At 66.9% G+C, this 24,662-nt stretch carries 23 protein-coding genes and 1 pseudogene; 5 read left to right on the top strand and 19 right to left on the bottom strand.

The genetic code is table 11. The features are described from left to right. Window positions 1-317 precede the first annotated feature (317 nt). Entirely contained in the window at window positions 318-1,166 is an 849-nt protein-coding gene (locus AB0C34_RS11150; protein WP_357069882.1) for an alpha/beta hydrolase, read from the bottom strand. A gap of 71 nt (window positions 1,167-1,237) precedes the next feature. On the opposite strand from AB0C34_RS11150, the gene AB0C34_RS11145 reads away from it, so the two are divergent. Next, window positions 1,238-1,705 carry a helix-turn-helix domain-containing protein gene (locus tag AB0C34_RS11145; RefSeq protein WP_357069880.1) on the top strand — a complete coding sequence of 156 codons (468 nt, stop codon included), beginning with the start codon at window positions 1,238-1,240 and terminating at the stop codon, window positions 1,703-1,705. Window positions 1,706-1,753: 48 nt separating this feature from the next. Here the strand turns inward: AB0C34_RS11145 and AB0C34_RS11140 are convergent. From AB0C34_RS11140 to uraD, 10 genes and pseudogenes are all read right to left on the bottom strand, one after another. Beyond that, window positions 1,754-1,994 (bottom strand): annotated as a pseudogene (locus tag AB0C34_RS11140) (allantoinase); the annotation flags it as partial. A gap of 34 nt (window positions 1,995-2,028) precedes the next feature. Further along, window positions 2,029-2,937 carry an allantoinase PuuE gene (gene puuE, locus AB0C34_RS11135; RefSeq protein WP_357069877.1) on the bottom strand — a complete coding sequence of 303 codons (909 nt, stop codon included), beginning with the start codon at window positions 2,935-2,937 and terminating at the stop codon, window positions 2,029-2,031. Next, window positions 2,934-3,908, bottom strand: coding sequence for an allantoicase (gene alc, locus AB0C34_RS11130; RefSeq protein ID WP_357069875.1), 975 nt, complete (start codon window positions 3,906-3,908; stop codon window positions 2,934-2,936). The genes puuE and alc overlap by 4 nt, the downstream gene beginning before the upstream one ends. Before the next feature lie 187 nt (window positions 3,909-4,095). Then, on the bottom strand, window positions 4,096-5,310 hold the full coding sequence (locus tag AB0C34_RS11125; RefSeq protein ID WP_357069872.1) for an aldolase/citrate lyase family protein: 1,215 nt from the start codon (window positions 5,308-5,310) through the stop codon (window positions 4,096-4,098). Then, window positions 5,307-8,099: a molybdopterin cofactor-binding domain-containing protein gene (locus AB0C34_RS11120; RefSeq protein ID WP_357070145.1), complete on the bottom strand. Its 2,793-nt coding sequence runs from the start codon at window positions 8,097-8,099 to the stop codon at window positions 5,307-5,309. The genes AB0C34_RS11125 and AB0C34_RS11120 overlap by 4 nt, the downstream gene beginning before the upstream one ends. Continuing rightward, the gene (locus tag AB0C34_RS11115) at window positions 8,099-8,947 is read right to left on the bottom strand and encodes an FAD binding domain-containing protein (protein ID WP_357069869.1); all 849 of its coding nucleotides are present in this window, start codon (window positions 8,945-8,947) and stop codon (window positions 8,099-8,101) included. The genes AB0C34_RS11120 and AB0C34_RS11115 overlap by 1 nt, the downstream gene beginning before the upstream one ends. An 899-nt stretch (window positions 8,948-9,846) precedes the next feature. Continuing rightward, window positions 9,847-11,208 carry an 8-oxoguanine deaminase gene (locus AB0C34_RS11110; protein ID WP_357069866.1) on the bottom strand — a complete coding sequence of 454 codons (1,362 nt, stop codon included), beginning with the start codon at window positions 11,206-11,208 and terminating at the stop codon, window positions 9,847-9,849. Further along, window positions 11,196-12,101, bottom strand: coding sequence for a factor-independent urate hydroxylase (gene pucL, locus AB0C34_RS11105; RefSeq protein WP_357069864.1), 906 nt, complete (start codon window positions 12,099-12,101; stop codon window positions 11,196-11,198). The genes AB0C34_RS11110 and pucL overlap by 13 nt, the downstream gene beginning before the upstream one ends. Before the next feature lie 7 nt (window positions 12,102-12,108). Beyond that, window positions 12,109-12,426: a hydroxyisourate hydrolase gene (gene uraH / locus AB0C34_RS11100; protein WP_357069862.1), complete on the bottom strand. Its 318-nt coding sequence runs from the start codon at window positions 12,424-12,426 to the stop codon at window positions 12,109-12,111. Beyond that, window positions 12,423-12,926, bottom strand: a complete 504-nt coding sequence (uraD, locus tag AB0C34_RS11095) for a 2-oxo-4-hydroxy-4-carboxy-5-ureidoimidazoline decarboxylase (RefSeq protein ID WP_357069860.1) — start codon at window positions 12,924-12,926, stop codon at window positions 12,423-12,425. Before uraD ends, uraH begins: the two co-directional genes overlap by 4 nt. Before the next feature lie 139 nt (window positions 12,927-13,065). Between uraD and AB0C34_RS11090 the strand changes: the two genes are divergently transcribed. Together AB0C34_RS11090 and AB0C34_RS11085 are read left to right on the top strand one after the other, a co-directional pair. Beyond that, entirely contained in the window at window positions 13,066-13,665 is a 600-nt protein-coding gene (locus AB0C34_RS11090) for a nucleotidyltransferase family protein (RefSeq protein WP_357069858.1), read from the top strand. 13 nt (window positions 13,666-13,678) lie between these two features. Then, window positions 13,679-14,716, top strand: coding sequence for an XdhC family protein (locus AB0C34_RS11085; RefSeq protein ID WP_357069856.1), 1,038 nt, complete (start codon window positions 13,679-13,681; stop codon window positions 14,714-14,716). A gap of 156 nt (window positions 14,717-14,872) precedes the next feature. On the opposite strand, the gene AB0C34_RS11080 is transcribed toward AB0C34_RS11085, so the two are convergent. The 4 genes from AB0C34_RS11080 to AB0C34_RS11065 form a co-directional block, all read right to left on the bottom strand. Further along, a complete protein-coding gene (locus AB0C34_RS11080) occupies window positions 14,873-15,961 on the bottom strand; it encodes an ABC transporter substrate-binding protein (protein WP_357069854.1) in 1,089 nt (362 codons plus the stop codon). Between the two features lie 91 nt (window positions 15,962-16,052). Next, window positions 16,053-16,850, bottom strand: coding sequence for an ABC transporter permease subunit (locus tag AB0C34_RS11075; RefSeq protein WP_357069852.1), 798 nt, complete (start codon window positions 16,848-16,850; stop codon window positions 16,053-16,055). A 136-nt stretch (window positions 16,851-16,986) separates the two neighbouring features. Further along, the gene (locus AB0C34_RS11070) at window positions 16,987-17,715 is read right to left on the bottom strand and encodes an ABC transporter permease subunit (RefSeq protein ID WP_357070143.1); all 729 of its coding nucleotides are present in this window, start codon (window positions 17,713-17,715) and stop codon (window positions 16,987-16,989) included. A 145-nt stretch (window positions 17,716-17,860) separates the two neighbouring features. Continuing rightward, window positions 17,861-18,655, bottom strand: a complete 795-nt coding sequence (locus tag AB0C34_RS11065; RefSeq protein WP_357069849.1) for an ABC transporter ATP-binding protein — start codon at window positions 18,653-18,655, stop codon at window positions 17,861-17,863. A gap of 154 nt (window positions 18,656-18,809) precedes the next feature. On the opposite strand from AB0C34_RS11065, the gene pnuC reads away from it, so the two are divergent. After that, window positions 18,810-19,496 carry a nicotinamide riboside transporter PnuC gene (gene pnuC / locus AB0C34_RS11060; protein ID WP_357070141.1) on the top strand — a complete coding sequence of 229 codons (687 nt, stop codon included), beginning with the start codon at window positions 18,810-18,812 and terminating at the stop codon, window positions 19,494-19,496. A 27-nt stretch (window positions 19,497-19,523) separates the two neighbouring features. On the opposite strand, the gene AB0C34_RS11055 is transcribed toward pnuC, so the two are convergent. The 4 genes from AB0C34_RS11055 to AB0C34_RS11040 form a co-directional block, all read right to left on the bottom strand. Then, window positions 19,524-20,315, bottom strand: a complete 792-nt coding sequence (locus tag AB0C34_RS11055) for a DeoR/GlpR family DNA-binding transcription regulator (protein ID WP_357069847.1) — start codon at window positions 20,313-20,315, stop codon at window positions 19,524-19,526. A gap of 180 nt (window positions 20,316-20,495) precedes the next feature. After that, a complete protein-coding gene (locus AB0C34_RS11050) occupies window positions 20,496-21,395 on the bottom strand; it encodes a carbohydrate ABC transporter permease (RefSeq protein WP_357069844.1) in 900 nt (299 codons plus the stop codon). Continuing rightward, window positions 21,395-22,246, bottom strand: coding sequence for a sugar ABC transporter permease (locus AB0C34_RS11045; RefSeq protein ID WP_357069842.1), 852 nt, complete (start codon window positions 22,244-22,246; stop codon window positions 21,395-21,397). The genes AB0C34_RS11050 and AB0C34_RS11045 overlap by 1 nt, the downstream gene beginning before the upstream one ends. 28 nt (window positions 22,247-22,274) lie before the next feature. Further along, window positions 22,275-23,525 carry an extracellular solute-binding protein gene (locus AB0C34_RS11040; RefSeq protein ID WP_357069840.1) on the bottom strand — a complete coding sequence of 417 codons (1,251 nt, stop codon included), beginning with the start codon at window positions 23,523-23,525 and terminating at the stop codon, window positions 22,275-22,277. A gap of 158 nt (window positions 23,526-23,683) precedes the next feature. Here AB0C34_RS11040 and AB0C34_RS11035 point away from each other — a divergent pair, with 158 nt between their 5' ends. Beyond that, window positions 23,684-24,598, top strand: coding sequence for a sugar isomerase (locus AB0C34_RS11035; protein WP_357069838.1), 915 nt, complete (start codon window positions 23,684-23,686; stop codon window positions 24,596-24,598). The last annotated feature ends 64 nt before the right edge of the window (window positions 24,599-24,662 follow it).

The following is a 24,662-nucleotide window of genomic DNA, read 5'->3' as shown; positions in this document are numbered from 1 at the left end:
TTGCTAGACCCATCATGCGTACTTCCACACGATTGCACACCGAGAAATGGCCGTCTACCTGTTGCTAATGTGAATCTGAGCTAGCTTTACACTGCCGTTTGCTAACACTGCGAAATTTGCTGCCCAATTGCATGCACCTAAGCTACCAGCCAGTAGCTCTGACATGCGGTTTTAGCGTAACGCCCGTACTGTTTGCAAGCGACGGATCGCCCACCCGTGACGCACTCGGTTATTCCGCTTTGTGAGCACGTTCACAAGCCCAGAGGGGGCTGGGTGTGTCCCGCGCCACGCACAGACGGCCTTGCCAGTTCGTTCACTTAACCGATCGCCCAGCGATCGACATCGAGCACCGCACGCACCTTCTCGGCATACCCGACCGGGTGGGTCAGATTCCCATTGTGCCCACCAGGGAATTCCACGACCGGCGCACCGCGCAGCGCCCCCAGCTCCCGAGCACACTTGTAGTCGAAAACATGCGAAGGGGTGGTGCGCCCGCGGGCCGGGACGATGCGCACCGACGACCGCCGCAGGCGGGCGACGTCGAGGTAATCGTTCCGAACCGCGGTGAAGTCGTTGCCGAGGAAATACTCGAAGTTCGCGGCGCGCTCGGGGCCGAGCGCGGGTGTCGTTACGCCAGGCTCCCGCTCCTGAGCTCCCGGGTCGATGCCGAGTGTGCGCACCATCGGCGCGAGCGCCGCTTGCCAGCCCTGCTCGGCGAACACCTGCTGGCAGTGTTCGAGTTCGCCGAGATGATGAGCGCGGTCGGCGCCGGCGAGCAGCCACGGCGTGACGGGCTCGTGCGCGATGAGCGTGTGCAGCAGCCCGGGATACCGGACGGCCAGGTGCAAGCCGATGGCCGCGCCCATACTGCACCCGAGCATCCGGGCCGGCTCGTCGGTCAGCGTGGCGAGCAGGCGACGCACATCGTCGGCATGTGTCGCGATCGACGCGGGTCGCCCGGTCTCGCGCACGACACTGCGCGATAGGCCGCGCCGGTCATAGGTGACGACAGTGAAGTCCCGCGCCAGCTGCCCGACCAGATCCGCGCTGCGCCGCGCGTCGCCCTCCCCGCTTTGTCCGATCAGCAGCAGCGGACCGCTGCCATGGACTTCGTAATACAGGTCGGCGCCAGGAACTTCGAGGGTGTCGGAGCACATTGTGGTCATACCGACCACGATAATCCATCAGAATTAATACATCAATAGTGATGTATCTAGATTGATGTATCTTGGCCGGTATGGACGGAGTCGAACTGTTCCTCTTGGGCCGGACGCTCATGAAAATCGGCGAGGAGGCGCTACCGCCCGCGGGGATCGGCGGCGGGCATCGGCCGGTACTCGTCGTATCGAGCGACATCCTCGAGCACCCGGACAGCACGGTGGGTGAGATCGCCGCGCGTACCGGGCTCCCGCAGAGCGCGGTGTCCACGGCGGTGGCCCGGCTCAAGGAGGCGGGCTCGATCACCACGTCCGTCGACCCGCGCGATCGGCGGCGTTCCCTGGTCCGCCCGGCCGATCAGGTGTCGCCACGGGTAGCCGAGGTACGGTCGACGCCGGTCGACGCCGCGGTGACGACTGCGCTGGCCGGCGACCCGACCGCGGTACGCGAGGTGCTCGATGCGCTCGACACGCTGGCTCGGCATCTGCGCCCCCGGGCGCCACGGGTCGCTGCTCACGGCGATCCGACTCGGCGCGGCGAGCGCTGAGGGACACATCGGACCTGCGCCGTACCCGCTACCACGCGGAACGACGGATCAGACACCCGCCGGATATACCGAGCGCCTGTGTTCGGCGATGCGCCGGCCTATCCGAACCTGGTCCATCGCGCGTGGTCGAGCAACTGTTGCAGAGCGGCAGTGCGGGCGGGACGACCTACCAGTCGGCAATGCGGCCCGATCGACCATCGTCGGACCGTCCGTCTTCTGTGCCTTCCCGAGGCAGCACGTCGAACGCGTCGCGCAGGTGCGCCCGGAATAGCTCGCCGGTGGGGAATCCACCGGCTTCGTGGTGCGCCTGGCCGCGTTCGAGCTCAGGGCGAACGGCGTGCCGGATGCTCCTTGCGCCAGTGCTCGGCGATGTCGATGCGACGGGTGATCCAGACCTGGTCGTGCGACTGCACATGGTCGAGTAACCGCTCCAGTGCGGCGGTACGGGCAGGACGACCGACCAGCCTGCAGTGCAACCCGATCGACAGCATTTTCGGACTACCCTCCGCGCCTTCGCGATACAACATGTCGAAGGCGTCGCGCAGGTGCGCGAAGAACTGCTCACCGGTGGAGAATCCGGCGGGCGAGACGAACCGCATGTCGTTGGTGTCCAAGGTGTAGGGCACCACCAAATGGTCCTGGTCGTGCACCCGCATCCAGTACGGCAGGTCGTCGGCGTAGGAGTCCGAGTCGTAGACGAACCCGCCGTGCTCCACCACCAACTCACGGGTGTGCGGCGAGTCCCGGCCGGTATACCAGCCCAGCGGCGCGGCGCCGGTCAGGTCGGTCAAGATGCGCACCGCCGCCGCCATGTGTGCGCGTTCGATGTCGCGGTCGGCCAGTTGATAGGACTTCCAGCGCAGGCCGTGACAAGCGATCTCGTGCCCCGAATCGCGAAAGGCAGCCACCGCCTCAGGGTTTCGTTGCATGGCATGGGCAACGGCGAACACGGTCAACGGCAGTTCACGCCGCTCGAAGACGCGAAGCACCCGCCACAGCCCGGCCCTGGAACCGTATTCGTAGAGCGATTCCATGCTCATATGGCGATTCGGAAACGCCTCCGCCGGAGTAATTTCCGAAAGAAACGTCTCGGAGTACTCATCACCGTCGAGGACATTGTTCTCCCCGCCTTCCTCGTAATTCAGCACGAACTGAACCGCGATTCGCGCGTCACCCGGCCAGCGCGGATCCGGCGGCGTCGGGCCGTATCCGACGAAATCCCGATCGCTCATCCACTCAACTCCCCGTACAGTCGCAGCCGCGCGAGCCCGCCATCGGGATAGATGTCCAGGCGGACCTCCGGTACCACCGGCGTCGGCGCGACCGGAAAGCGGTGCCTGGTATCGGGCAACAGCGCGGTGGTCGGCAACAACTCCAGTTCGGCGCCGCCCTCGGTACAGCCGGTGAGCCGGGCGGCGCCCGGGCTGTTGCCGAGGAAGTAGGAGGTGTCGATCTCGGCGAGCCGAACAACTCCGGGCCCGGCCAACCGGACGCGTACCCAGTCGTTGCCGGCGTCCCTGCGGCGCGCGGTCTCCCAACCCTCACCCATTCGCCTGGCCGGCCCAGGATAGAGCAGCTGATTGGGTGAGCTGTAGAAGCGATTGGAGCAGTCCAGTACCAGCGCGCCGTTCTCCACCGCTGCCAGGTCCAGCGGGCCCAGGCCGAGGAGCCGCTGATCGGGCCTACCCTCGCCGTGCACCCGCAGCCTGGCCACTCCCCCGTCCGGATGCATGGTGAGTTTCACATGCGTCCAGCGGTTCTCGCTCTCGACGGCAAACAGATTACGACTGTTGCCCGCGATCGGAGCGTGGTCGATGAGAGTGGCCCAGTCATACCGCACGGCAATGGTTTCCGCGGGTGGATAATCCTCGATTTCCAAGGCGGAGACCGAGACCGCAGGCGGGTAGTTGCCCGTGAACCACGCAGTATCGACCACGATCCCGCGGATCACGCCCGGCACACCGAGCCGCACGATGGCGGAGTCGTCGCCGGGTCGCCCACGGTGCCTGCGGGTCTCCCAGCCGTCGTAGATCTGGCCCTTGTGCCCGAAGGTAGACGGCCGGTAGTCGGCCGGACCCGGGTTGATCAAGTTCTCCTTCTCCGCGAAGAATTCGTCATCGGCCCAGATCACCGCGCCGCCGAGTGGACGGACCGCCAGATCGGGCAGAAACGTGAACTTTTCGTTTTCGAGGGGATCGCGCATCGGACCTCCTGTATTCACGCGGACACCCGCACCTGGTCGGACCGATCACGCGCTGCGCGATGATCCCCGATCGCTCCTGCTGTACTCATGCGGGACACCCGCACCCAGTCGGACCGATCACGCGCTGCGCGATGATCCCCGATCGCTCCTCCGCAGTCATCCGACACCGCGTCGTCCAAGTGGGCGTTCATCGTGTGTCCGGCGGGATCGGTGCCCGGGACACCAGGGCGCGCAGGACCGTCTCGGTCAGCTCCGGCGCGCCCGAGTCGATCCGAGCGCCGCAGTCGATGCCACGCAGAACAGTGGCAGCCAGTGCTTCCGCGGTGGCGGGCTCATCCAGGACGCCGCCACCGCGGCGGTCAAGGTAGGCGAGCAGGCGCGGCACCGCCACGTCGATCGCCGCGCGGAAGAAGTCGTAGGTGGCCAGCCATCGGGTGACCACATGGCCGGGATGCAGGTCCCAACCCTGGTAGAAGCCGCGCCGCAGCGAGCGGAGGACCAGACGGTGATGGTTGCGCAGCGCCGCTTCCGGTTCGGCGTCCGGCACGATCTGGGTGGATCCGTCGCACACCCACACCCCGGTCTGCGCGGCCGCTACCTGCATGACCGCCTTGGCATGGTCGGCGGCCGGGTGATCGAGCGCCTGGTGCGGCGCGGCGACACCACAGGCGGCGGTGTAATCGTAGGTGCCGAAATGCAGTGCACTGCATCGTCCTTCGGCCAAGGTGATCATCTCGGCCACCGGCGCCCTGCCGTCCGGTGCGATGATCGCCTGCGGGCTCTCGATCTGCAGTTCGAAACGCAGCGTGCCCTCCGCGATTCCGTAGCCACGTTCGAGTCCGGCACAGAGCCGCGTCAGCGCCGTAACTTGCTGCGCAGCTCGAATTTTCGGCACAGTGAACAGAAAGCCCGCGGGGACTCCGCCCGCGCCGTCGAGCACCAGTTCCAGCGTGCGCAGGGCACGTTTCCGCTCGCCACCCCCCAGGCCCTTCATCCGAATGCCAGCGGCCGGGCTACCGGGCTCTCGCGCCCACGCCGCGAGCACGCCGCCTGCCGCCACGGCCGCCCGGTCTTCCTCGGCGTCGGCCCGGAAGCCATAGCCGTCCTCGAAGTCGATGCGCAGGTCCTGGACCGGATTCTGTGCCAGCCGGGCACGGACATCGGGCAGCGACTCGGTGCCATCGAGGGTTGCCAGCAGGTCGTGGTGGCGATCGAGCAGTTCCACCGCGGCCATGCCCCATTCCCGCGGGGTCTGCTCGGCCACCCGATCAGCGGGAACATACACGGTATGGATCGGCTGCTTCGTGCCGGTCGATCCCGGATAGCTGTGCCGCAGTTGCGCATCGACCGCGTCGAGTATCGCGTCGATCCCGCTGCGAACGTTCGCGGGCACTGCGGTCATCGCACGCCCTCTGCCTGTATCGCACGCCAGATCCGATCCGCCGTCATCGGCAGTCGGGTCAGGCGCACCCCCACCGCGTCACGGATCGCGTTGGCCAGTGCGGGCGCGACCGGGTTGTACGGTGACTCGCTCATCGACTTGGCACCGAGCGGACCGAGCTCGTCGGCCGTATCGGCGAAGTACACCTCGGTGCGTGGCACATCAGCGAACTGTGGGACGTGATAGTGCCGCAAGGTGTGGGTCGTCACCACCCCCGCGTCACTGCGCATATCCTCGTACAACGCCGTGCCGACGGCTTGGGCTACACCACCCTCCACCTGCCCTCGGCACTGCACCTCGTTCAGCACCGTGCCGGCATCGGCGGCCTGGATCGACTGGAGAATGCGGATCGAGCCGGTGTCGGGGTGCACAGCGATCCGGACGGCGTGCACATTGAAGCTCACCGACCTGGGACTGCCCGCGTGCTCGTAATGCGCGGTCAGCTCGCCGTCGGCCAGCAGTTCATCCGCGCCGAGCATCCGGTCGCCGCAGCGAACGCCGCCGGACTCGACCACGCAGTCTCGTTCGGCGACCCCCGCCAGCTTCGCCGCCCTGGCCAGCATCAGCCCGTGTAACTCGCGCGCCGCCTCGTAGGTGGCTTTGCCCGCGACCACGATGCCGGTGGAGCCGAACGCACCGGTGTCATGACCGACCAGGTCGGTGTCGGACTGCTGGATCACAACGCGGCACACCTCGGTGTTCAGCGCGGCGGCGGCGAGCTGGGCGTGCACGGTCGTCGTCCCATTACCGAATTCCACTGTGCCGAAACGTATTTCATAGTCTCCGGTCGGCAGGAGTCGCGCGATCGTCTCCGATCTGTGTCCACGTGGCGGAATAGTGGCGATCATGGCTACGGCCATGCCCGTGCCGACCCGCCAGTGCGGGCCAGGAGGCGAATTGTCGTTGCCCCGCAGCAATGCTCGCTCGGCGAGGTCTAGACACTGGCCCAGACCGTAACTGCCGAACACCAAGTCGTCCTTGTCCACCTCGGCGCCGACGAACGGGTCGCCGGGCACCACTACATTGCGGCGCCGGAACTCGAACGGGTCGATGCCGAGCGCACGGGCGAGATCGTCCAGCGCCGACTCCACCCCGAAGATCACCTGGCCGAGGCCGTAACCGCGGAACGCGCCGGAGGGAACGTTGTTGGTGTACACCGCCTGTGCGTCCACCCGCTTGTTGGCGCAGCGGTAGACCTGTACCGACTCGCCGACGCTGTGAAACATCACCCCCGGGCCGTGGCCGCCGTACGCCCCGGTGTCGGTGAGCACATCGACGGCGAGTGCGGTGAGCACGCCGTTCGCGTCCGCTGCCGCCGTCACCGCGACCCGCATCGGGTGACGGCAGATCGCGGCGGTGAACTCATCGGAACGGGTGAACTCGTACTGCACCGGCTCGCCGGTACGCAGCACGGCCAACGCGATCAGATCCTCGGCCAACATCTCCTGCTTGGCTCCGAACCCGCCGCCGACCCGAGCGGCGAACACCCGCACCCCCGCGCGCGGCAGCCCGAACACGTGGCACAGCTCGTCGCGCACCAGGAAAGGAACCTGGGTACTGCATCGGATGACCAGCCGGCCGTCCGCGTCCAACCATCCGATCCCGCCGTGTGTCTCCAGGTGCACGTGCTGCGCACGCGGCGTATGCCAGACACCACGCACCACCTGCGCCGCGGCGGCCAGACCCGCCGCCACGTCGCCCACCACACCATGCAGCTCAGCGACCAGATTACGGTCGGCGTTCGCGATCCGAGACGAATCGGGTTTGTCCCCATGCAGCTTCGGCGCGCCCGGCCGCAGCGCCTGCTCCGGATCGAAGACCGCGGGCAAGATCTCGTAGTCGACTCGCAACAACGCGCACGCCGCCCTGGCGACCCCGACACTTTCGGCCACCACCGCCGCCACCCGCTGTCCAACGAATCGCACCGTGCGATCGAGCACAAAGGTGTCGTCGGGGTCGTCGGTCCGCTGCTCATGCCGCGCGGTCGAGAATGCGACCGGCGGCGCGTCGGCGTAGGTGAGCACAGCGCGCACTCCAGGCAGCGCCTCGGCGGCCGCGGTATCGATCGATCGGATGTGCGCGTGCGCGTGCGGGCTCGGCAACACCGCAAGGTGCAGCGAAGCGCTCGGTGGTGCGGTCGTGTTGCCCGGTTGACGTTCGTCCGTGGTGGGAGGCGGTATGTCGAAGGTGAAAGGCTCGGTCCCGGTGACGACCCGTGGTCCCGCCGGAGCGCCCCCTACGCCGCCGATCCGCCCGGTCACCCCGGGCGGGTGCGTGGGAGCATCAGTGGTGTGTTCGTCGTCGGGCCGCGCACCCAGTGCCGCTGCGATCGCGCGATAGCCCGTGCAGCGGCAGAGGTTTCCCTTCATCAACTCGGCACGTTCCGCCTCGGACGCGCCGACCTGCCCTTCGGCGCCGGCACCGAGGCCCGCGGCTGTCACAACCATGCCCGCGGTGCAGAAACCGCATTGGAATCCGGCGTTGTCCACAAACCGTTGCTGCACCGGGTGTGGGCAATCGGGCGTCCCGAGGCCGGCCGCGGTGGTGACCACCCGGTCCGCGGCGCGATAGGCGGGAACCACACAGGAGTGCGCGGGCACGCCATCGATCAGGACCGAGCACGTGCCGCAATCGCCCGCGTCGCACCCCTTCTTCACCGCCAGATGGCCGCTGTCCCGTAACGCGGACCGAAGGCATTGCCCCGGCCGCGCCGCGATCTCGACCGACTTGCCGTCCACCTCGACCCGCATCATGATTCCCGCGCCCACAGTTCCGTGGCGACCTCACGGGCGAGCAGCCCGGCGACGTGCCGCCGCCAATCCGGCGATCCGTGCGGATCGTCGAACCACAATGCCGGGTCGAGCGCGTCGACCGCTGCGGCGATCTCGGCGTCACCCGGCGGCACGGCGAAATCCAGGACAACGGGCCGGACCGTGGCGGCGGAGAGGGTGACCGCACACCGACCGTCCGGATCACGTCGCCCCAGCACGACGGCTCCGGACCGCCCGAGCGGAGCGAGCGCGATCTTCCGAAAGCTGGTCCGCGCCAACAGACTCGATCGCGGCACCCAAATCGAACGCAGTACCTCGCCGGATCGCAGCACGGTACGCCCCGGCCCGATGACGAAGTTCCGCAGCGGAATACGTCGATCGGAACCATCCGACGCCCAGATCAGCGCGACACCGTCCAGCGCGGTCAGCGCACCGAGAACCGCACCCGCGGGCAGTGCGAGACACACATTGCCGCCCACCGTGGCGGTGCGCCAGATCTTGTGTGATGCCAGCAGTGCGCGGCAGGACGCAGCGAACAGCGCGGTCCCCGGCCATTCCTCGCGGAGTACGGGCACCCCCAGCTCGCGTCCGGGGGCCGCGCCGGCGAATTCGGCCAAGGTGCAGGTCGCGGCGATTTCCAGTCCGTCCGCGGCCACATCGAACGGGGGCCATCCCATGGTCGTGATGTCCACCAGCCGTTCCAACTGATCCTGCGGCTCGGAAAACAGAAAGGTCCCACCGGCCAGAACCGCGGTCGACGCACCAACCATCCACAGGTCCGCCCGCTCGCGGGCCACCACCACCTCCCGGATCGTGTCCAGGTCCACGTCTCACCCTCTTCCCGCCTCTCCCCGACACGGTAGAGCCAGTCGATTGCCGCGATGGTGCGCGACACCCGCCGCGAATGTCGCGGCCGTTACCTTGTCGCACCGTGATGGCGCCCATCCCGAACACTCGGCACGTCACCTGCCGCGCCACCCGCGCCCGCACCGACCCCGGTCCACCGCGGACCGCACCGGCACCGTTCCAGTATCCCGCGCACGTTCCGACACGTCAGCGGGGAAGCGCCGCGATCCCGACGGCCGCCGCCTTCCGACCCGCACTCACCCGACGCCCCACCGCCGCCGCTTCTCAACCCGCACTCGCCCCGCCGGTGGAGTCGATCGGTCCTACTGCAGCGGCAGCGTCGGCCGTAGTGTCCACATGGGAGCGTTCGCCCATAGTGCGCGAGACTAAACAGCCACGCGTGATCGTCGCCGGAGTCAAAAGGTGGTCGACCGGCGTCACATCGCCACCATATGACTACGCCGATGATGGCGCCTTTACCTGTGGATGATCCGCATCTTGCAGCAGCAGACTGGCGGCCTTCGAGTGCGGGTCGGGAGGTCGCAGGGGTCGCGCACCGGACGCCATCCGACAAGCCGCGCTCGAGCACGAGTATTCCGTCCGGCATGCCACTGGCAGCACAGCGGTCTACGACCTGACCATTCGCTCCACAGATCCGGTCCGTACTGCGCAACTGGTTCGACGGCGCTGGTTCGCAAGTCCGGCTGCGGCTGAATCCGCGTAACGCCGGCCACACGAACACGTAAGCCCGGCAGTTCGCGCTGCACTAGGTACTCGGTCACCGATGACAAAGCGCCGGCATCGCCGCACTGTGCACCACGAAGCATGGTCTCTGGGTGCGGCTGTCGTCCGCCCACGGATCCCGCCCTGGACAGTCGGGTCACCCCGCCTTCGCGATCAAAGCCGCCTGCGCCTGCGCCACCTGCCCGGCGACCGCGTCCATCGCGACCGTGCACACTTCTCCCTCGCGCACCACCGCGCGTCCGTTGACGATCAGCATGGCCAAGGGCGGGGCCGAGCCGAGCACGAGCGCGGTCACCGGATCGTCGATCCCGGCGTGTGCGGCCGTGTCCAGGCGCCACAGCGCCAGGTCCGCCAGTTTGTTCACCTCGATCGAGCCGATCTCGTCGTCTCGCCCGAGCACTCGCGCACCGCCGATCGTGGCCAGTTCCAGCGCGGTGCGAGCAGTCATCGCACCGGGACCACCCTTGTTGCGGGCGTACAGCAGTGCGTTGCGCGGTTCTTCGATCATGGCGCCGGATTCGTTGCTCGCCGCGCCATCCACGCCGAGGCCGACCGGCACGCCAGCCCGTACCAGGTCGGCGGTGCGGGCGACACCGGCGCCGAGGCGCGCGTTCGACGTCGGGCAATGGGCCACGCCGGTGCCAGTGTGCGCCAGCATGGCGATGGCCGCGTCGTCGAGATGGACGGCGTGCGCGTACCAGACATCGGCGCCGAGCCAGCCGAGCCGTTCCATATACTGCGCGGGGGTGCAGCCGAAAGTCTGCTCGCAATAATTCTGTTCGTCGATTGTCTCAGCTAGGTGGGTATGCAAACGCACGCCCGTCTCGCGCGCCAATGCCGCCGACTCGCGCAGCAATTCCGGCGTGACCGAGAACGGCGAGCACGGGGCGAGGGCGATCCGCAGCATCGAGTCGAACGACGGATCATGCCAGCGGGCAATGGCTTCCGCGCTCGCGGCGAGAATGTCACCCAGGCCTTCCACGACACGATCGGGCGGCAGCCCGCCCGCGCTCACACCGAGATCCATCGAGCCACGGCACGGATGGAAGCGCAGACCCACCTCCTGCACCGCCGCGATCTCGGCGCCCAACAGGTCACCGCCGTCGCGCGGGAAAACGTAGTGGTGGTCGGTCGTGGTGGTACATCCGGTGCTGGCGAGCACCGCGAGCGCGCCGGTCGCCGCGACCCGCACCGCGTCCTCATCGATGCCGGCCCAGATCGGGTAGAGCGTGCTGAGCCACTCGAACAGCGTGTCGTCCACCGCGAGGCCACGGGTGATCCACTGGTAGAGGTGGTGGTGGGTGTTGACCAGACCTGGGGTCAGCAGGCAGCCACGGCCGTCGATGCGGCGTGCGCCCGGGTCGGAGGGCGGCGCGGCGCCCGCACCGACCGCCTCGATCCGGTTGCCGCGCACCACGACATGACCGCGCCGGTATTCGGTGCGCTGCGCGTCGACCGTCGCGATCGCACACCCCTCGATCACAGTCACCGGGTCCATGCGAGACCCGCCGCTGGTGCGTCGGCCCGCGCCACGGTGGCGTGGATCAGGCCGTAGGGACGGTCGTCGGCGTGGTAGACCTCACCGCGGCTGTCGATGCCGAATCGAGCCAGGTCGTAATCGAAGTGGTGGATGTTCGACGCGGCGAACCGGATCTCGGCCAGAACCGGATACGACATCAGCGCCGCCTTGCCCATCTCGAACAACGTCTGCTGCAGCGCCTTCGAGTGGTGCGTCGCGAAGGTCCGCAGCAGCTGCGCCCGCACCCCGGCATAGACCTCGTCCCAGGCGACGGGGTCGGCGGCCGCGAAACGCCATTGCGCGACCAGCGAGATGGCCAGCATCCGATCATACGTCGGGGCGAGCACGGTGAATTCGTCGGTCAGGAAGCCCGCGAATTCCGAATCGGTCGACTTCAGGATGGCCAGGTCCTTCACCCCGCCGACGACCCACGCCGTGCGGTCGGTGCCCTTGCCCGCCACGGTGACCGCCGCGGTACGCACTTCAGGACCCTGTCGTACCCAAGTATGGTCGTGCTGCACGTCCGCCACCGACACCCGCTGCCAGGCGTACTCGTCGACCTCGACGCGCGCACTGGTCACCGGCTCGATATCGGTGACGAAATGATCGGCCAGCGCGAGCGCGTAGTCCTCGATCGTGCGCAATCCCGGTTGCTTCGCGTAGGCGTACGCGGTCTGCTTCTGTGTGTCGGTGGGCAGGACCTTCACCTGATCCCCCGCGACGTAGGCGTCGGCGAAATCACCGCGCAGCATGGTGGAGACATTCACGTCGCGAATCTCATGCCGTGCGGTCTCCCGGTAGATCCGGACGATCCGATTCTCGGCCTTGCCGTATCGGTGGTCCGACAGCACGATCGGCCCGGTCAGTTCCATACTCGGCTCAGCTCCCTCGGTAAGTGGAAAAAGCGAAGGGCGACAGCAACAATGGGACGTGATAATGCCGCTCGTCGGTGACGGCGAACGCAATGGCGACCTCGGGGTAGAAGGTTTCGACGTCACGCCGCGCGAAGTAGGCGCCGGTATCGAACACCAGGCGATAGGTTCCCCGCGCGAGCGACCGGCCCAGTTCGCCGACGCGGCCGTCGGCGTCGGTCACCCCTGAATCAAGTTGCTGCGCTTGCCGATACAACGTCACCGCGACGCCGATCGCGGGTTGTCCGGACACCGCGTCCAGCACATGGGTGCTCAGCGTGCTCACGGTTGACCCGCCAGCAGATCGCCCAGCCTGATCCGGTTGATCTTCGCCAGTTCGATACGCACAACTCGCCTTTCGGTCTCGGGGTCATTGCGTAGCCGGTCGGTGAGCAGTGCGAGCAGCTCCTCGGCCGATTCGCCGGTCGCACACACGAGGTAGAGATGCCCGAACCGTTTCTCGTAGGCCCGGTTGCCCTCGGCCAGCGCCGTACGGACGTCGTCCGTGGCATTCGTCATCCCGGCCTGCTCGCGCGCCGAATCCGACGAATCCGACCGTTCCCCGATCCGGGGATGCCTGGCCAACGCCAGATCTACCTCCGACTCGGACAGTCGCGCCACCGCCGTGTCCGCGGCATCGAGGAACGCCCGGACGCTCGGGTAGGGGCGGCCCGCCACCAGTGACCGGGCCACACCCGGCGACGAGCAACACGCGAGCAGTGCCGCATACGCCACGTCGTCGGGCATCGCGTCGAACACCGCGAGGCCTGGTTCCCGGACTGCCATCCGACCAGCATCGAACACGACCTGCTCGACCGCTACCCGAACGTACGAGATCGCCTTCGGCGTGTCGCCTGCGGGCAACCCCGCTGAGCACCGGTTTTACGCCGTGCGAAGGAGACCGTGCGGTATTACCGTCATACCCATGGCTGCCCCTGATCGCCCGGAGGTTTCCCCGGCGTGCACGGGAATCGTGCTCGCCGCGGGCGCCGGCACGCGCTACGGGCGACCGAAGGTCCTCGCCGAAGGTGGCGCCTGGCTGCGGGCCGCCGTGGACGCGCTGCGGGGCGGAGGCTGCGATCCAGTGATCGTGGTACTCGGCGCGACCGGCCCGACGCCCGAGATCGTCGATCTTCCGCCGAATACCGAGCACGTGTGGGCGGCGGACTGGGCCACCGGACTCGGTGCCTCGCTACGGGCCGGTCTGATCGCCGCGGCACGCACTCCCGCGCACTATGTCGCCATCATGCCGGTGGATACCCCGGATGTCGGCGCCGACGTGGTCGCCCGGGTGACCACCGCCGCGTTCGCGGCGCCGAGCGGTCTCGCCCGAGCTGTGTTCCATGACGTGCCGGGCCACCCGGTCGTGCTCGCGCACAAGCATTGGAACGGAGTTTACGTTGCAGCCGTGGGAGATTCCGGAGCGCGCACCTATTTGACAGGTAATGACGATATGGTGTGCGTCACGTGCGACGATTTGGCGACGGGCGTCGATCGTGACTTCCCGGCCAGGACCGCACGATGATCGGAGCTGGCTGATGCGCGACATCATCGACGACCTGCTGCGGGTATGGCATTCGGGCCGGACCGGCGGGCTGGCCACCGTGGTGCGCACGAAGGGTTCCGCGGCACTGCCGGTGGGCTCGACAATGCTGGTCGACCCGATGGGTGGCGCGTACGGAGCGATCGCGGCGGGCGGGCTGGAGGAACTCGCCTACGAAGCCGTGCTGCAAGCCGCACGCACCGGCCGTCGCGCGCTGCACCGTTACGGTGCGGCGACCGGCCTGGAGACGGACCCGAACGGCGAGGGCATGATGGACGTCTTCACCGAACCGTTCTCCAGGGTGCACTTCCCCGAATTCCCCGATGTGGCAGCAGAGATCGCCGCCAACCGGAGGGTCACCGTTTTCACGGTGGTGTGGAATTCCGACCCCGACTTGATCGGCCAGCATCTGATCACAGACAAGAAGCACGCCACCGAACTGATCGCGCTTCCGGATGCGGATATGTTCGTCGCCTCCTACGCCCCATCGCCACGGCTGATCATCTTCGGCGCCAATTCGTTCGCCGCCGCTCTCACTGTGCAGGCCGATCTACTCGGGTACCGGGTGACGATCTGCGACTCGCGTCCCAATTTCGCTACACCGGAATCATTTCCGGGCGCCGAGGTCGTCGTCGACTGGCCGCACCGATACCTCAATACGCTGTCCGCGGCGGGGGAAATCGACCGCAGCACCGGCATCGTGCTGCTCGCGCACGACCCCATGTTCGAGATTCCGCTACTCACCGTCGCGCTACGACTACCAGAACTCGGATATCTCGGCGCGATGGGATCCCGTCAGGTGCACGTCCAGCGAATGGAAGACCTGCGGGCGGGCGGGTTCAGCGATGAAGCACTCGCCCGCCTGCATTCACCGGCAGGTTGCGGCCTCGGTGCGCGTACCGCGCCCGAATTCGCGGTCGCGATCGCGGCCGAACTGCTCGCCGCGCGCGCCGCGCAACCCACCCGGCCGCAAGACCCGTACAGCGGCGAAATCCCGGTTACGCCGAAAGCCGCCGTAGGGCTGGGGATCTAGTCCAATGCCCGGATCGGCCGCCACCCGTCGGCCGATTTGGGCGGATGTGGCATGGTTGCGCGGGGCACCTCCTAGCAGTGGGTTTCCCACGCGGCGGGTAGATCATCGGACAATGCCGGTGCGCCCACGATCGCGTCGTCGAGGTCGAAGGCACACCTATTTCAAGCCAGGATTCTCGGCATACAACTCGCGTAGCACGGACAGGTCGAACAACTGCTCGGCCTTGATATCGATGCCCGCAGTACGCAACGCGGCGATATTCTGCTCGATCAGCGTGTCGGTCATCGTGAGCAGGCCATTGGCCACCGTGTCCGCCGACACCACCAGATCATTCTGCGCGCGGGCCTCTTTCGCCTGCTCGACCGGGTCGAGTTTTTGATCCTTGCCGTACACCTCGGCCGCGAGCCTCGCCGACTCGACCGGGTCCGCCACCGCGTCTTTCCAACCCTTGATCTCAGCGGCCAGAAAGGCCTTGAGCTTGTCCCGCTCGGTGTCGATAGTGGACTGCACGACTGTGAACGTCTCGGCGACCAGTGGCAGGTCGAAGTCGGCGAACAGGAAGTGGGTGTTCTGAAAGCCTTTGTCCGCGAGTGTGATCGGCTCGTTTGTCACGAAGCTGACCCATCCGTCGACCTCCCCGCTCGCCAGCGGGGTCGGATCGAACTGAGCAGGCACGATAGTGACATCGCTCGACGTCATTCCGTTGGCGGCGAGCAGCGCGTGGAAGATCAGTTGGTTGGTGTCCTGCACGCCGATCGTGCGGCCCTTCATGTCCGCGGGCGTCTTGATCGGTTTGGCCGCCGAACTGACGATCGCGAACGGGTTCTTCTGGTACGTGGTGCCGATGATCTTCGCGGGCAACCCCTCCAGGATCGCGGGCGCGGTGGTCTGCGGCGCGGACAGTCCGATCCACACTTTTCCGGTGTCCAATCCAGCCTCGACCGAGGTGCTCGCGGCACCACCCGCGACCAGATCGACCGAACCGAAACCGGCATCCTTGAAATAGCCTCTCGTGTCGGCGAAGTACTCACCCGCGAATTCGATGTTCTTCAACCAAGACAGCTGCACCGCGACGGTGCCGTATCGGGAGCCGTCCGGGGTGGACCCGCCCGACGAGCCACCGGGTTCGTTGCCGCAGGCGGCCAGTACTCCGGCACCGCCGAGCGCGGCGCTGGTCAGCGCGGAGAAATGGAGAAACGAGCGTCGGTTCAGGTTCCCGAACGGAGAGCGTTGCGCGGGTGTCATGGGCCGAATCTAAGTCCTATGAGTTTCCATTGCTTTACTTTCACGTTCCGAGGGTTGGTTCACGCGAAAGTTCGCAGCAATCAGCAAACTATCAGTATCGTCCGCCCTCCGGCCCGAACCGCGCGAGCACCAGGTTCTCGATTACCCCAACGACCGCATACAGCAGTACCGAAACAAGGGTGACAATGACGATCGACGCCCACAGTCTGCTGTATTGGAAGGTCGGAATAGCGCGAATCAGGCTGGCGCCGAGACCTGTTCCGCTGCCGAGCCACTCACCGAGCAAGGCGCCGATCAGCGCGCCGGGCACCGAGATTCGCGCGGCCGCCAACACCGACGGCAACGCGGCGGGGACGGCGACCATCCGCAGCCCGGTCCACCGGGACCCGCCGTAGGCCGCCACCAGATCCAGCGCCTGGCGCGGAGCGTTGCGCAGACCCGTCGTGATCATGACCAAGGCCGGGAAGAACACCACGATCGCGGCAAGCACGGTGACCCCGACCAGCCCGCGGCCGAACACCAGCACGATGATCGGGCTCAGCGCGACCAGTGGCACCGAACGCAGCAGCATCGCCACCGGGAGGAAAGTCTGCTCGACCGCCGCGAACGAGACGAACAGCGCCGCGACCGCCAGTGCGGCGAGCATGCCCGCGCCGAATCCGATGGCCGCGTCCCGAAGCGTGATCTGCAAGTCGTCGACGATCGCCTGCCGGGCGGTGCCCGCGGTGGGGGCGGTCACCAGGTAGGTCCAAACATCGCGTGGTGTCTTGCCGACCCGGGGCCCGACCTGAGGGAACGCCTTCAGGAAGACATACCAGATCACCAGCATCAGCAGCAGCGAAGTGAACAGCGGGAACAGGAACCGCCCGACCCGTCGCACCAAGTTCATCGCTCCTCCAGTGCCATGCGGGACACCCGCACCCAGTCGCCACGATAAGGCGCTGCGCAATTTTCCCTCATCGCTGCCCGCATCATGCGGGACACCCGCACCCAGTCGCCACGATAAGGCGCTGCGCAATTTTCCCTCATCGCTGCTCCTGCGCCGTCCACGGAGCCACGAGCCTGGCGATCAGCGCCACCACCGCGTATCCCAGTCCGGCCAGTGCCGCGGCCGCCAGCGCCATGGCCCAGGTGCGCGGCACGTTGTAGGAGGTCTGCGCGGCGGTCAGCGCTACCCCGATGCCGCTGTCCACGCCGCCGAGGTACTCGCCGATGATGGCGCCGAGCACGGCGGACGGCGCGGCAATCTTCAACGCCGCGAAAGTGTTCGGCAGTGCCGAGATCAACCGGACCCGGTACAGCTGCTGCCATCGCCCGCCGCCATAGGCGCGCACCAGGTCCAGGCTGGTCCGGTCGGCCGAGCGCAAGCCGGTGACGGTGCCGACCATCGTCGTGAAGAAGCAGTACATCGCGGCGAGGAACACCGTCGGAGTCCGTCCGCCGAAGACGACCAGGATGATCGGACCGAGCGCGAGCAGCGGCGTGCAATAACTCAGGATCGCCAACTGGGTTGCCAGCGACTCGATACGCGGAACAAGCACGATCACGATGGCCAGGGCAATAGCCAGCCCGTTACCCCAAACGAAGCCCTTCAGCGCACCGAGCGCGGTGATTCGGAAGTTGGGACCGTACAGTCCCCACCCATCGGTGGCCATGGTGTGCAGCACCTGCCATGGGCTGGGGATGGTGCCACCCGCCACGCCGAACGCCGCGAGCAGCCACCACACGGCGACCAATCCGAGTACGCCGAGCATACCGCCGACGCGCTTCACGCCGCGCCTCCCTCGTCACGTCGAACCCACCGAACGAGCGGGTATCGGCGCATCGGCTGGGTCTGCCGGCGGACCCGCTGCCAGCCGTGTTCGCGATGGCGCAGGCGGCGTCGCGAATCAGGTGCGTTCATGCCACACCGCCCTTCCCGAACAGCAACTCCGACAGATAGTCGTGCAACTTGTGGAACTCCGGCGTTCGCATCATCTCGGGCAGCCGCGGGCGCGGCAGGTCGATCTCGACCAGTTCCAGCACCCGGCCCGGCCGCGGGCTCATCACCGCGACGACGTCGGACAGGAACACCGCCTCCGCGATGCCGTGCGTGACCATCAGTGTGGTCGCGGGCTTCTCGGTCCAGATCCGCAGCAACTCCAGATTGAGCCGTTGCCTGGTCATGTCGTCGAGGGCGCCGAACGGTTCGTCGAGCAGCAGCACGGTCGGTTTCACCACCAGTGCCCGCGCGATCGAAACGCGCTGGCGCATACCACCGGACAGCTGCGCGGGTTTCGCCTTCTCGAAGCCGTCGAGTCCGACCAGCCCGATCAGCTCGGCGATCTGTGCCGGGTCGGGCATCATCCCGGCGACCTGCAGCGGCAGCGCGATATTCGACTCCACCGAACGCCACGGCAGCAGCGCCGAATCCTGGAAAGCGATGCCCAATTCGTGGTGACCGCGTAGTTCGGCGGGCGTCTCGCCGTCGATCAGCGCCTTGCCCGCGGTCGGTGTCTCCAGTCCGGCGAGAATGCGCAGCACCGTCGACTTGCCGCACCCGGACGGGCCGAGCAGGGACAGGAACGCACCCTGCTCGGTGTACAGATCCACGGAGTCCAGCGCCTGCACCGTTTTCCGCCCGACCCGGAAGGTCTTGGTCAATCCGCTGACATGAATTCCGGTCCCCCCGGCGGTGCCGCTATCCGTGCTCATGACGGTCACCATAGGAGAAGCCGGTTGCGCCGATATTGCGAATCGGGATGCCAGATCGCGCAATCGTTACGCTTCGCCACCAGCGCCGTGCCGCATGTCGAATCCGGACGAGCCGATTCGGATGAGATCCGCTCCGCCGCTGGTTGCACAGCAGATGAACCCGATCCGTACCCTGCTCGATGCCGAACTGCATGTCGCGGGCTCGCAGATACTGTGGCGCGAAGTGATCGGCAACGGCTTCGGCCTGGCCTCCGCGATCGGCGGCATGCGCAGGAAGGTGTGGGCATGGCCGATCGGCATCGCGGGCAACGCCTTGCTGTTCACAGTGTTCGTCGGCGGGATTTTCCACACGCCGCAGCAGCTGAACATGGCGGGCCAGGCCGGGCGCCAGCTGGTGTTCATCGCGGTCAGCGTCTACGGCTGGTGGAGCTGGTACCGGCACGCGACCAGGGCGAGCGGGCTCGAAAACCGCGGCGTCGATCCGCGTTGGGCCGGCGCGGGCGAACGCATCGCCCTCGTCGCCGCCATGCTCGCCGGCACCGCGGTCTTCGCCCTGCTCTTCGAATGGCTCGACTCCTATGGCCCGTGGGCCGAAGCCTGGATCTTCACCGGGTCGGTCCTGGCCACCTATGGCATGGCGCGCGGGCTCGCGGAGTTCTGGTTGCTCTGGATCGCGGTCGACATCGTCGGTATTCCGCTGCTTGTGCGCGCCGGGTATTACCCGTCGGCCATCCTCTATCTGGTCTACGCCGGCTTCGTCGCCTGGGGGTTCCTGGTCTGGGCGCGCACTATACGGCCGAGCCCCGAGCCGCAGCGACCGCTGGCGTCGGTTCCGGAATAGTCACCGTGGCGATGCGGGCTCGAACTGCTACACCATGTCGACCCGCACCCCGGCCGCACGGATCGCGGCCACCGCCGCTGAATCGGCGTCGGTGTCGGTGACCAGGATCTGCACCTGCTCGATGCCGCAGATCCGGGCCAACGCCGTGCGCTCCAACTTGTCGGCGGTGGCTACCACCATCACATGCCGTGAGCGACGCACCATTTCGGTGGTCACCCCGGCCTCATCGATGTGCCTGCACTGCGCGCCGCCCTCGGCGGAGATCGCGTTCACGCCGAGGATGAGTTCGTCGAGCCGCAGTTGGGCCAGCGCCCGCTCAGCCAGTGGCCCGTGCAGTTCATAGGACTCCCGCCGCGCGACACCGCCGAGGACGATCGTGCGCATGTGCGGCCGCAACACCATCTCACCGGCGATGTTGAGCGCGTTGGTAACGATGGTCAACTGATCGTCGCCGGACATCCCGAGGTCGGTGCGACCGGCCAGCGCCCTGGCCACCGCCGTGGTGGTGGTTCCCCCGTTCATCGCCACCACCGCCCGCGGATCGACAAGGGACGCAGCGTGTTCCGCGATCCGATGTTTGGCCTCACCGCTGGTCTGACGATAGCGAGCGGGCAGGTCATAGGCGACCGTGGTCGCCACGACGCCACCGTGCGTCCTGGTCGCCAGCTGCTGTTCGGCCAAGGCCGTGAAATCGCGGCGCACCGTCGCGGCAGACACACCGAGTCGCTCGGCGGCATCCTCTACCGACAGCCGCCCGGATTCGGCGAGCAGCTCCAGCAGCCGGTTCCATCGTTGCGGTCGATCCGTCGACCCGGTCATCTCACACCCTCCGGGCCGTGCGGACGACCTGCTGTTTCTCGAAGCACGCGAACAATATGACCACAGTCACGGTACCGACCGTAGAGATTCGCCTACGGCGATGCCGAGCCGGGCTTGCGAGCGCATCCGGGAAACGCGGAATACTCCGCAGTGCGGGCCGTTTGCCGCGCCGCGTTCGTGTTACTTGACGCTTCCGGCGGTCAGTCCCGCTACCAACCGTTTCTCGATGAGCGCGAACAACACCACCACCGGAATAATGCCGACCGTGGAAATAGCGAACACGTACTGCCACGCCGTGTCGTACTGACCGACGAACTTGGTCAGCGCCACCGACAGCGGCTGGTTCGCCGGCGTGGTCAACACGACCAGACTGGCGGCGAACTCGTTCCAGCATGCGACCACGACGAAGATGGTCGCGGTGACGATGCCGGGCCAGACCAGCGGCAGACTCACCCGGACCAGCGTTTGCCACCGATTCAACCCATCGAGCAACGCGGCCTCCTCGATCTCCACCGGGACGGCGGCGAAGAAGCTGTGCAGGATCCACACCGCGAACGACAGGTTGAATGCCGCGTTCACCAGGATCATCGCCAGCCAGGTGTCGTTGATGCCCAGCGTGAAGAACTGCCGGATCAGCCCGGTGACCAAAACGGTCGGTTGCAGCATCTGGGTCACCAGCACCAGACCGAGAAAGACCGCGCGCCCCGGAAAGCGATGGCGTGCCGTGTAATACCCGGCCGGAATCGCGACGATCAACACGAGCGCGGTGGCGCAGGCCGAGATGACAACCGTACTCACCAAATTGAACGGCAGTGGTGTCTCCGGGGTGCTCCACATCGTGGCGTAGTTGTCGAGATGCCACTCCCGCGGCAGGTACGTCGGCGGGATACGCAGTATCTCGGCTCTGCTCTTCAGCGAGCCGAGCACCATCACCACGAATGGCAGCAAGAACATCGCGGCGATCACGACGCCGACCGCGGTGAGTTCCCAGCGGCGCCGCCTGGTCCGCGCGCGGGTAACCACCGGCTCCGCCGCCCCGATGTCCTGCTCGATCCGCGCCACATCGGCCGGCGTGGTCATCAGTCCACCTCCTTGGTCGGCCGGACCACCTTCACGTAGATCGCGATGATGACCACGATCAACGCGAAGTTCAGCACACTCATCGCGGCGGCCGTGTCGATCTGTTGATTCTGCCGAATCAGCTTGAAAGTCAGCGTCGTCGTGGTGTCCGCGGAGAAACCCGCGATACTTCCGGTGATGACTTGCAGGATCGGCAGCGAATTGAACGCGTTGATGATGTTGATGATGGTCGCCACCGCGATCGCCGGCCGCAGCTGCGGCAGGGTCAGATGGCGGTAGCGTTGCCACGCGCTCGCGCCGTCGACCCGGCCGGCCTCATCGATTTCGGCCGGAATCGCCTGCAATCCGGCCAGAATCGTGTACGTCGTGAACGGTATGGACACGAACACCGCGACGCAGATGGCCACGAGAAATGCCGGAGTCGGCTGTTTGGTGAAGCCGTACCCCCGGTCCAGCACGCCGATGTCGACCAGGAATCGGTTGGCGATGCCGACGTCCGGGTCGAGCATGTAGTAGAAGATCGTCGTGGTCATCACGACCGACGCCGCCCACGGGATCAGGATCGCCATCCGCACCGCGGTGCGGCCGGGGAAATCCTTGTTCAGGAACTGGGCCAGCGCCGCGGAGAGCAGCAGCGTGATCAGCACGACGCCCACCACCCAGATCACGGTGTGGACCAGGACCGAACCCAGTTCGGAGATCCCGAACAGCGTCCGGAAGTTGCCCAGCCCAGCACTGCCGCGGTCTTGGCCGTAGGCGCTCAAGTTCCTCGTGCTGGTCCACACCATGTAGCAGGCAGGGAAGGCGACGATTGCCGCGATCAGAACCAGCGATGGCCCGATCCACGGCATCGCCGCCAGTATTCCTCTGCGCCGCACGCTATTTCGCGGCTTCCTGGATTCGCTGCAACACCTGGGCGGGATCCGCGCCTTGAGCGATGGTGCCCATCTGCTGGCGGATCGCGCCCTGTGCCGCGGCCCACGCCGCGTTGTTGCTGGGGTAGAACCGAGCTACCGGCAGCGTCGCGGCGAACGCCTTTGTCACCGGGTCGTCCGCGAGCAGGGCGGTCGCGCTGTTGGTGATCGGGATGAAGCCCTCGTGGCGCACGAAGTTCGCGTACACCTCGGCGGAGTAGAAGTAGTCGAGGAATTTCTTGATCGACGCGGTCTTCTTACCGTCCTTCTTGAAGGCCATCAGGTGGTCGGCCACGCCGAGCGTGACCGGCGCACCGGTCTTGGTCGGCGAGGGAGCGGTCGCGTACTGCAGACCCGGGTTCTTCGCGGCGATCTGGCCGATGGTGGGCGGCAGACCCTCGATCATGCCGATCTTGCCCTGAATGAAGGCGTTGATCACGTCTTTGCGATCGGTGGCACCCGGATTCGGCTGGGTCACACCGGCGTCGATCAGCGCGCGCATAGCCTGGACACCCTCTAGATTCTGCGGCGTGTCCACGGTCAGCCGGTCGCCGTCGGCCCAGGATCCGCCCGCACCGAAGGTCCAGATGGATGTCTCGCCCTGGGCCTCCTCGCTACCGAGGGGCAGTCCATAGCCGGACACACCGCCGCCGAGCGCCTGGATCTTCCCGGCCGCTTCGGTCAGTTCGGCCCAGGTCTTCGGCGGTGCGGCGATGCCGGCCTTGGCGAACAATTCGGTGTTGTAGAACAGCGTGCGGGTCGAGGCGAACAGCGGAAGCGCGTATTGCGTTCCGTTCAGCGAGGCGTTCTTCGCGAAGCCGGGCTGGATGTCCGCCAGCACTGCCGGGGAGACGATGTCGGCGGCCTGATACAGCATGCCGTCGCCCGCGAAGCTGGCGTAGGCGTCGATGTTGAGGATATCCGGGGTGGTCGACGTCGACTGCAACTTGGTGCGCACAACGTCGTTGATCGAGTTCCACGATTCCATCTGCAGATTGACGGTGACGCCCGGGTTCTGCTTCTGGAACTCGGCGATGATGCCGTCCCAGAGGGCCTTGGTGCCCGTGGCGCCGTCGCTGTAGGCGGGGGCGAGGAAGTTGATCGTGGTGTCGGAGTCCGCGGCCTCTTTCGAACCGAAACCGCAGGATGAGAGCGCCAGCGCTAGGCCGGTGACCATCGCGACTCCGGCAAGAACGCGGTGGAGTGGTCTTTTCACGAGCAGAACCTTTCAGATTTTCACACCCGGCGCCAGCGAACCGCCGATGATGAGAGGACGTACCGTCCGTGCTGCCAATCTAGCCCGAACGGTGATCACATGTGACCGATTTACTTGTAAATTTGACATGAACGATCACATGGGGTGATCCTGTCCCTGTGCCGATCCCCGCCGAGCCCACCCCAGTGACACATCTGGCCACCGAGGTCGCCACCCAGCCCGACGACTGGGAGCGCGCCGCGTCCATCGCCGCCGACCGCCATGCCGCCCTTCCCCAACCGGGTGAGCGCGTAGCGGTGATCGGTTGTGGCACTTCACTTTTCATGTCTCGGGCGATCGCCGCGCTGCGCGAGGGCGCCGGACACGGGATTACCGACGCCTGGCCCGCGAGCGAGGTGCGCAGCGGTCGAGACTACGACCGCTACCTGGTGATCTGCCGCTCCGGCACCACCACCGAAGTGGTGCGGGCGATGCGGGCCATCCCCACGCACATCCCACGGACCGTTATCTGCTCCAGCCCCGGCACACCCGTCCTCGAGCTGGGCGACCCGATCCTCATCGATCAAGTCGACGAGGAGTCGGTAGTACAGACCCGCTTCGCCACTACCGCCTTGGCGATCCTGCGCCGGCATCTGGGACACGACCTCGACCCGGTGATCGCGCAGGCGCGCGCGGTGCTCGCGCAAGACCCCGCAACATCACTCGCCGAGGTGCGCGGGGCCGAGCAGATCAGTTTCGTCGGCATGGGGTTTGCGGCGGCCATCGCCGACGAGGCGGCGCTCAAACTGCGCGAATCCTGCCAGTCCTGGACCGAGGCGTACCTGGCGACCGAGTACCGGCACGGCCCGATCAGCATCTCCGCCCCGGGCCGCGCGGTCTGGGGCTTCGGGCCGCTGCCGCCGAATTTCGCCGACGATGTCGCCGCCACCGGCGCGCACCTGGAACATCGCGCCATCGACCCGATGGCCGACCTGGTGCGCGTGCACCAGCTCTGCGTACTGCGCTCGGCCGATCTCGGTCTCGACCCCGACCATCCGCGCGGACTGAACCGCTCCGTGCTGCTCGAGCCGTGACGGCGCGGTGCGCGTGGCGCCGGGTAGTAACTCCCGAGCCCGGGCCGCGCGGTCCGCGCCGAGA

The organism is Nocardia sp. NPDC049220 (genome assembly GCF_040647855.1).
Lineage (GTDB): Bacteria > Actinomycetota > Actinomycetes > Mycobacteriales > Mycobacteriaceae > Nocardia.
This window is presented reverse-complemented; position numbering and strand designations above follow the sequence as displayed.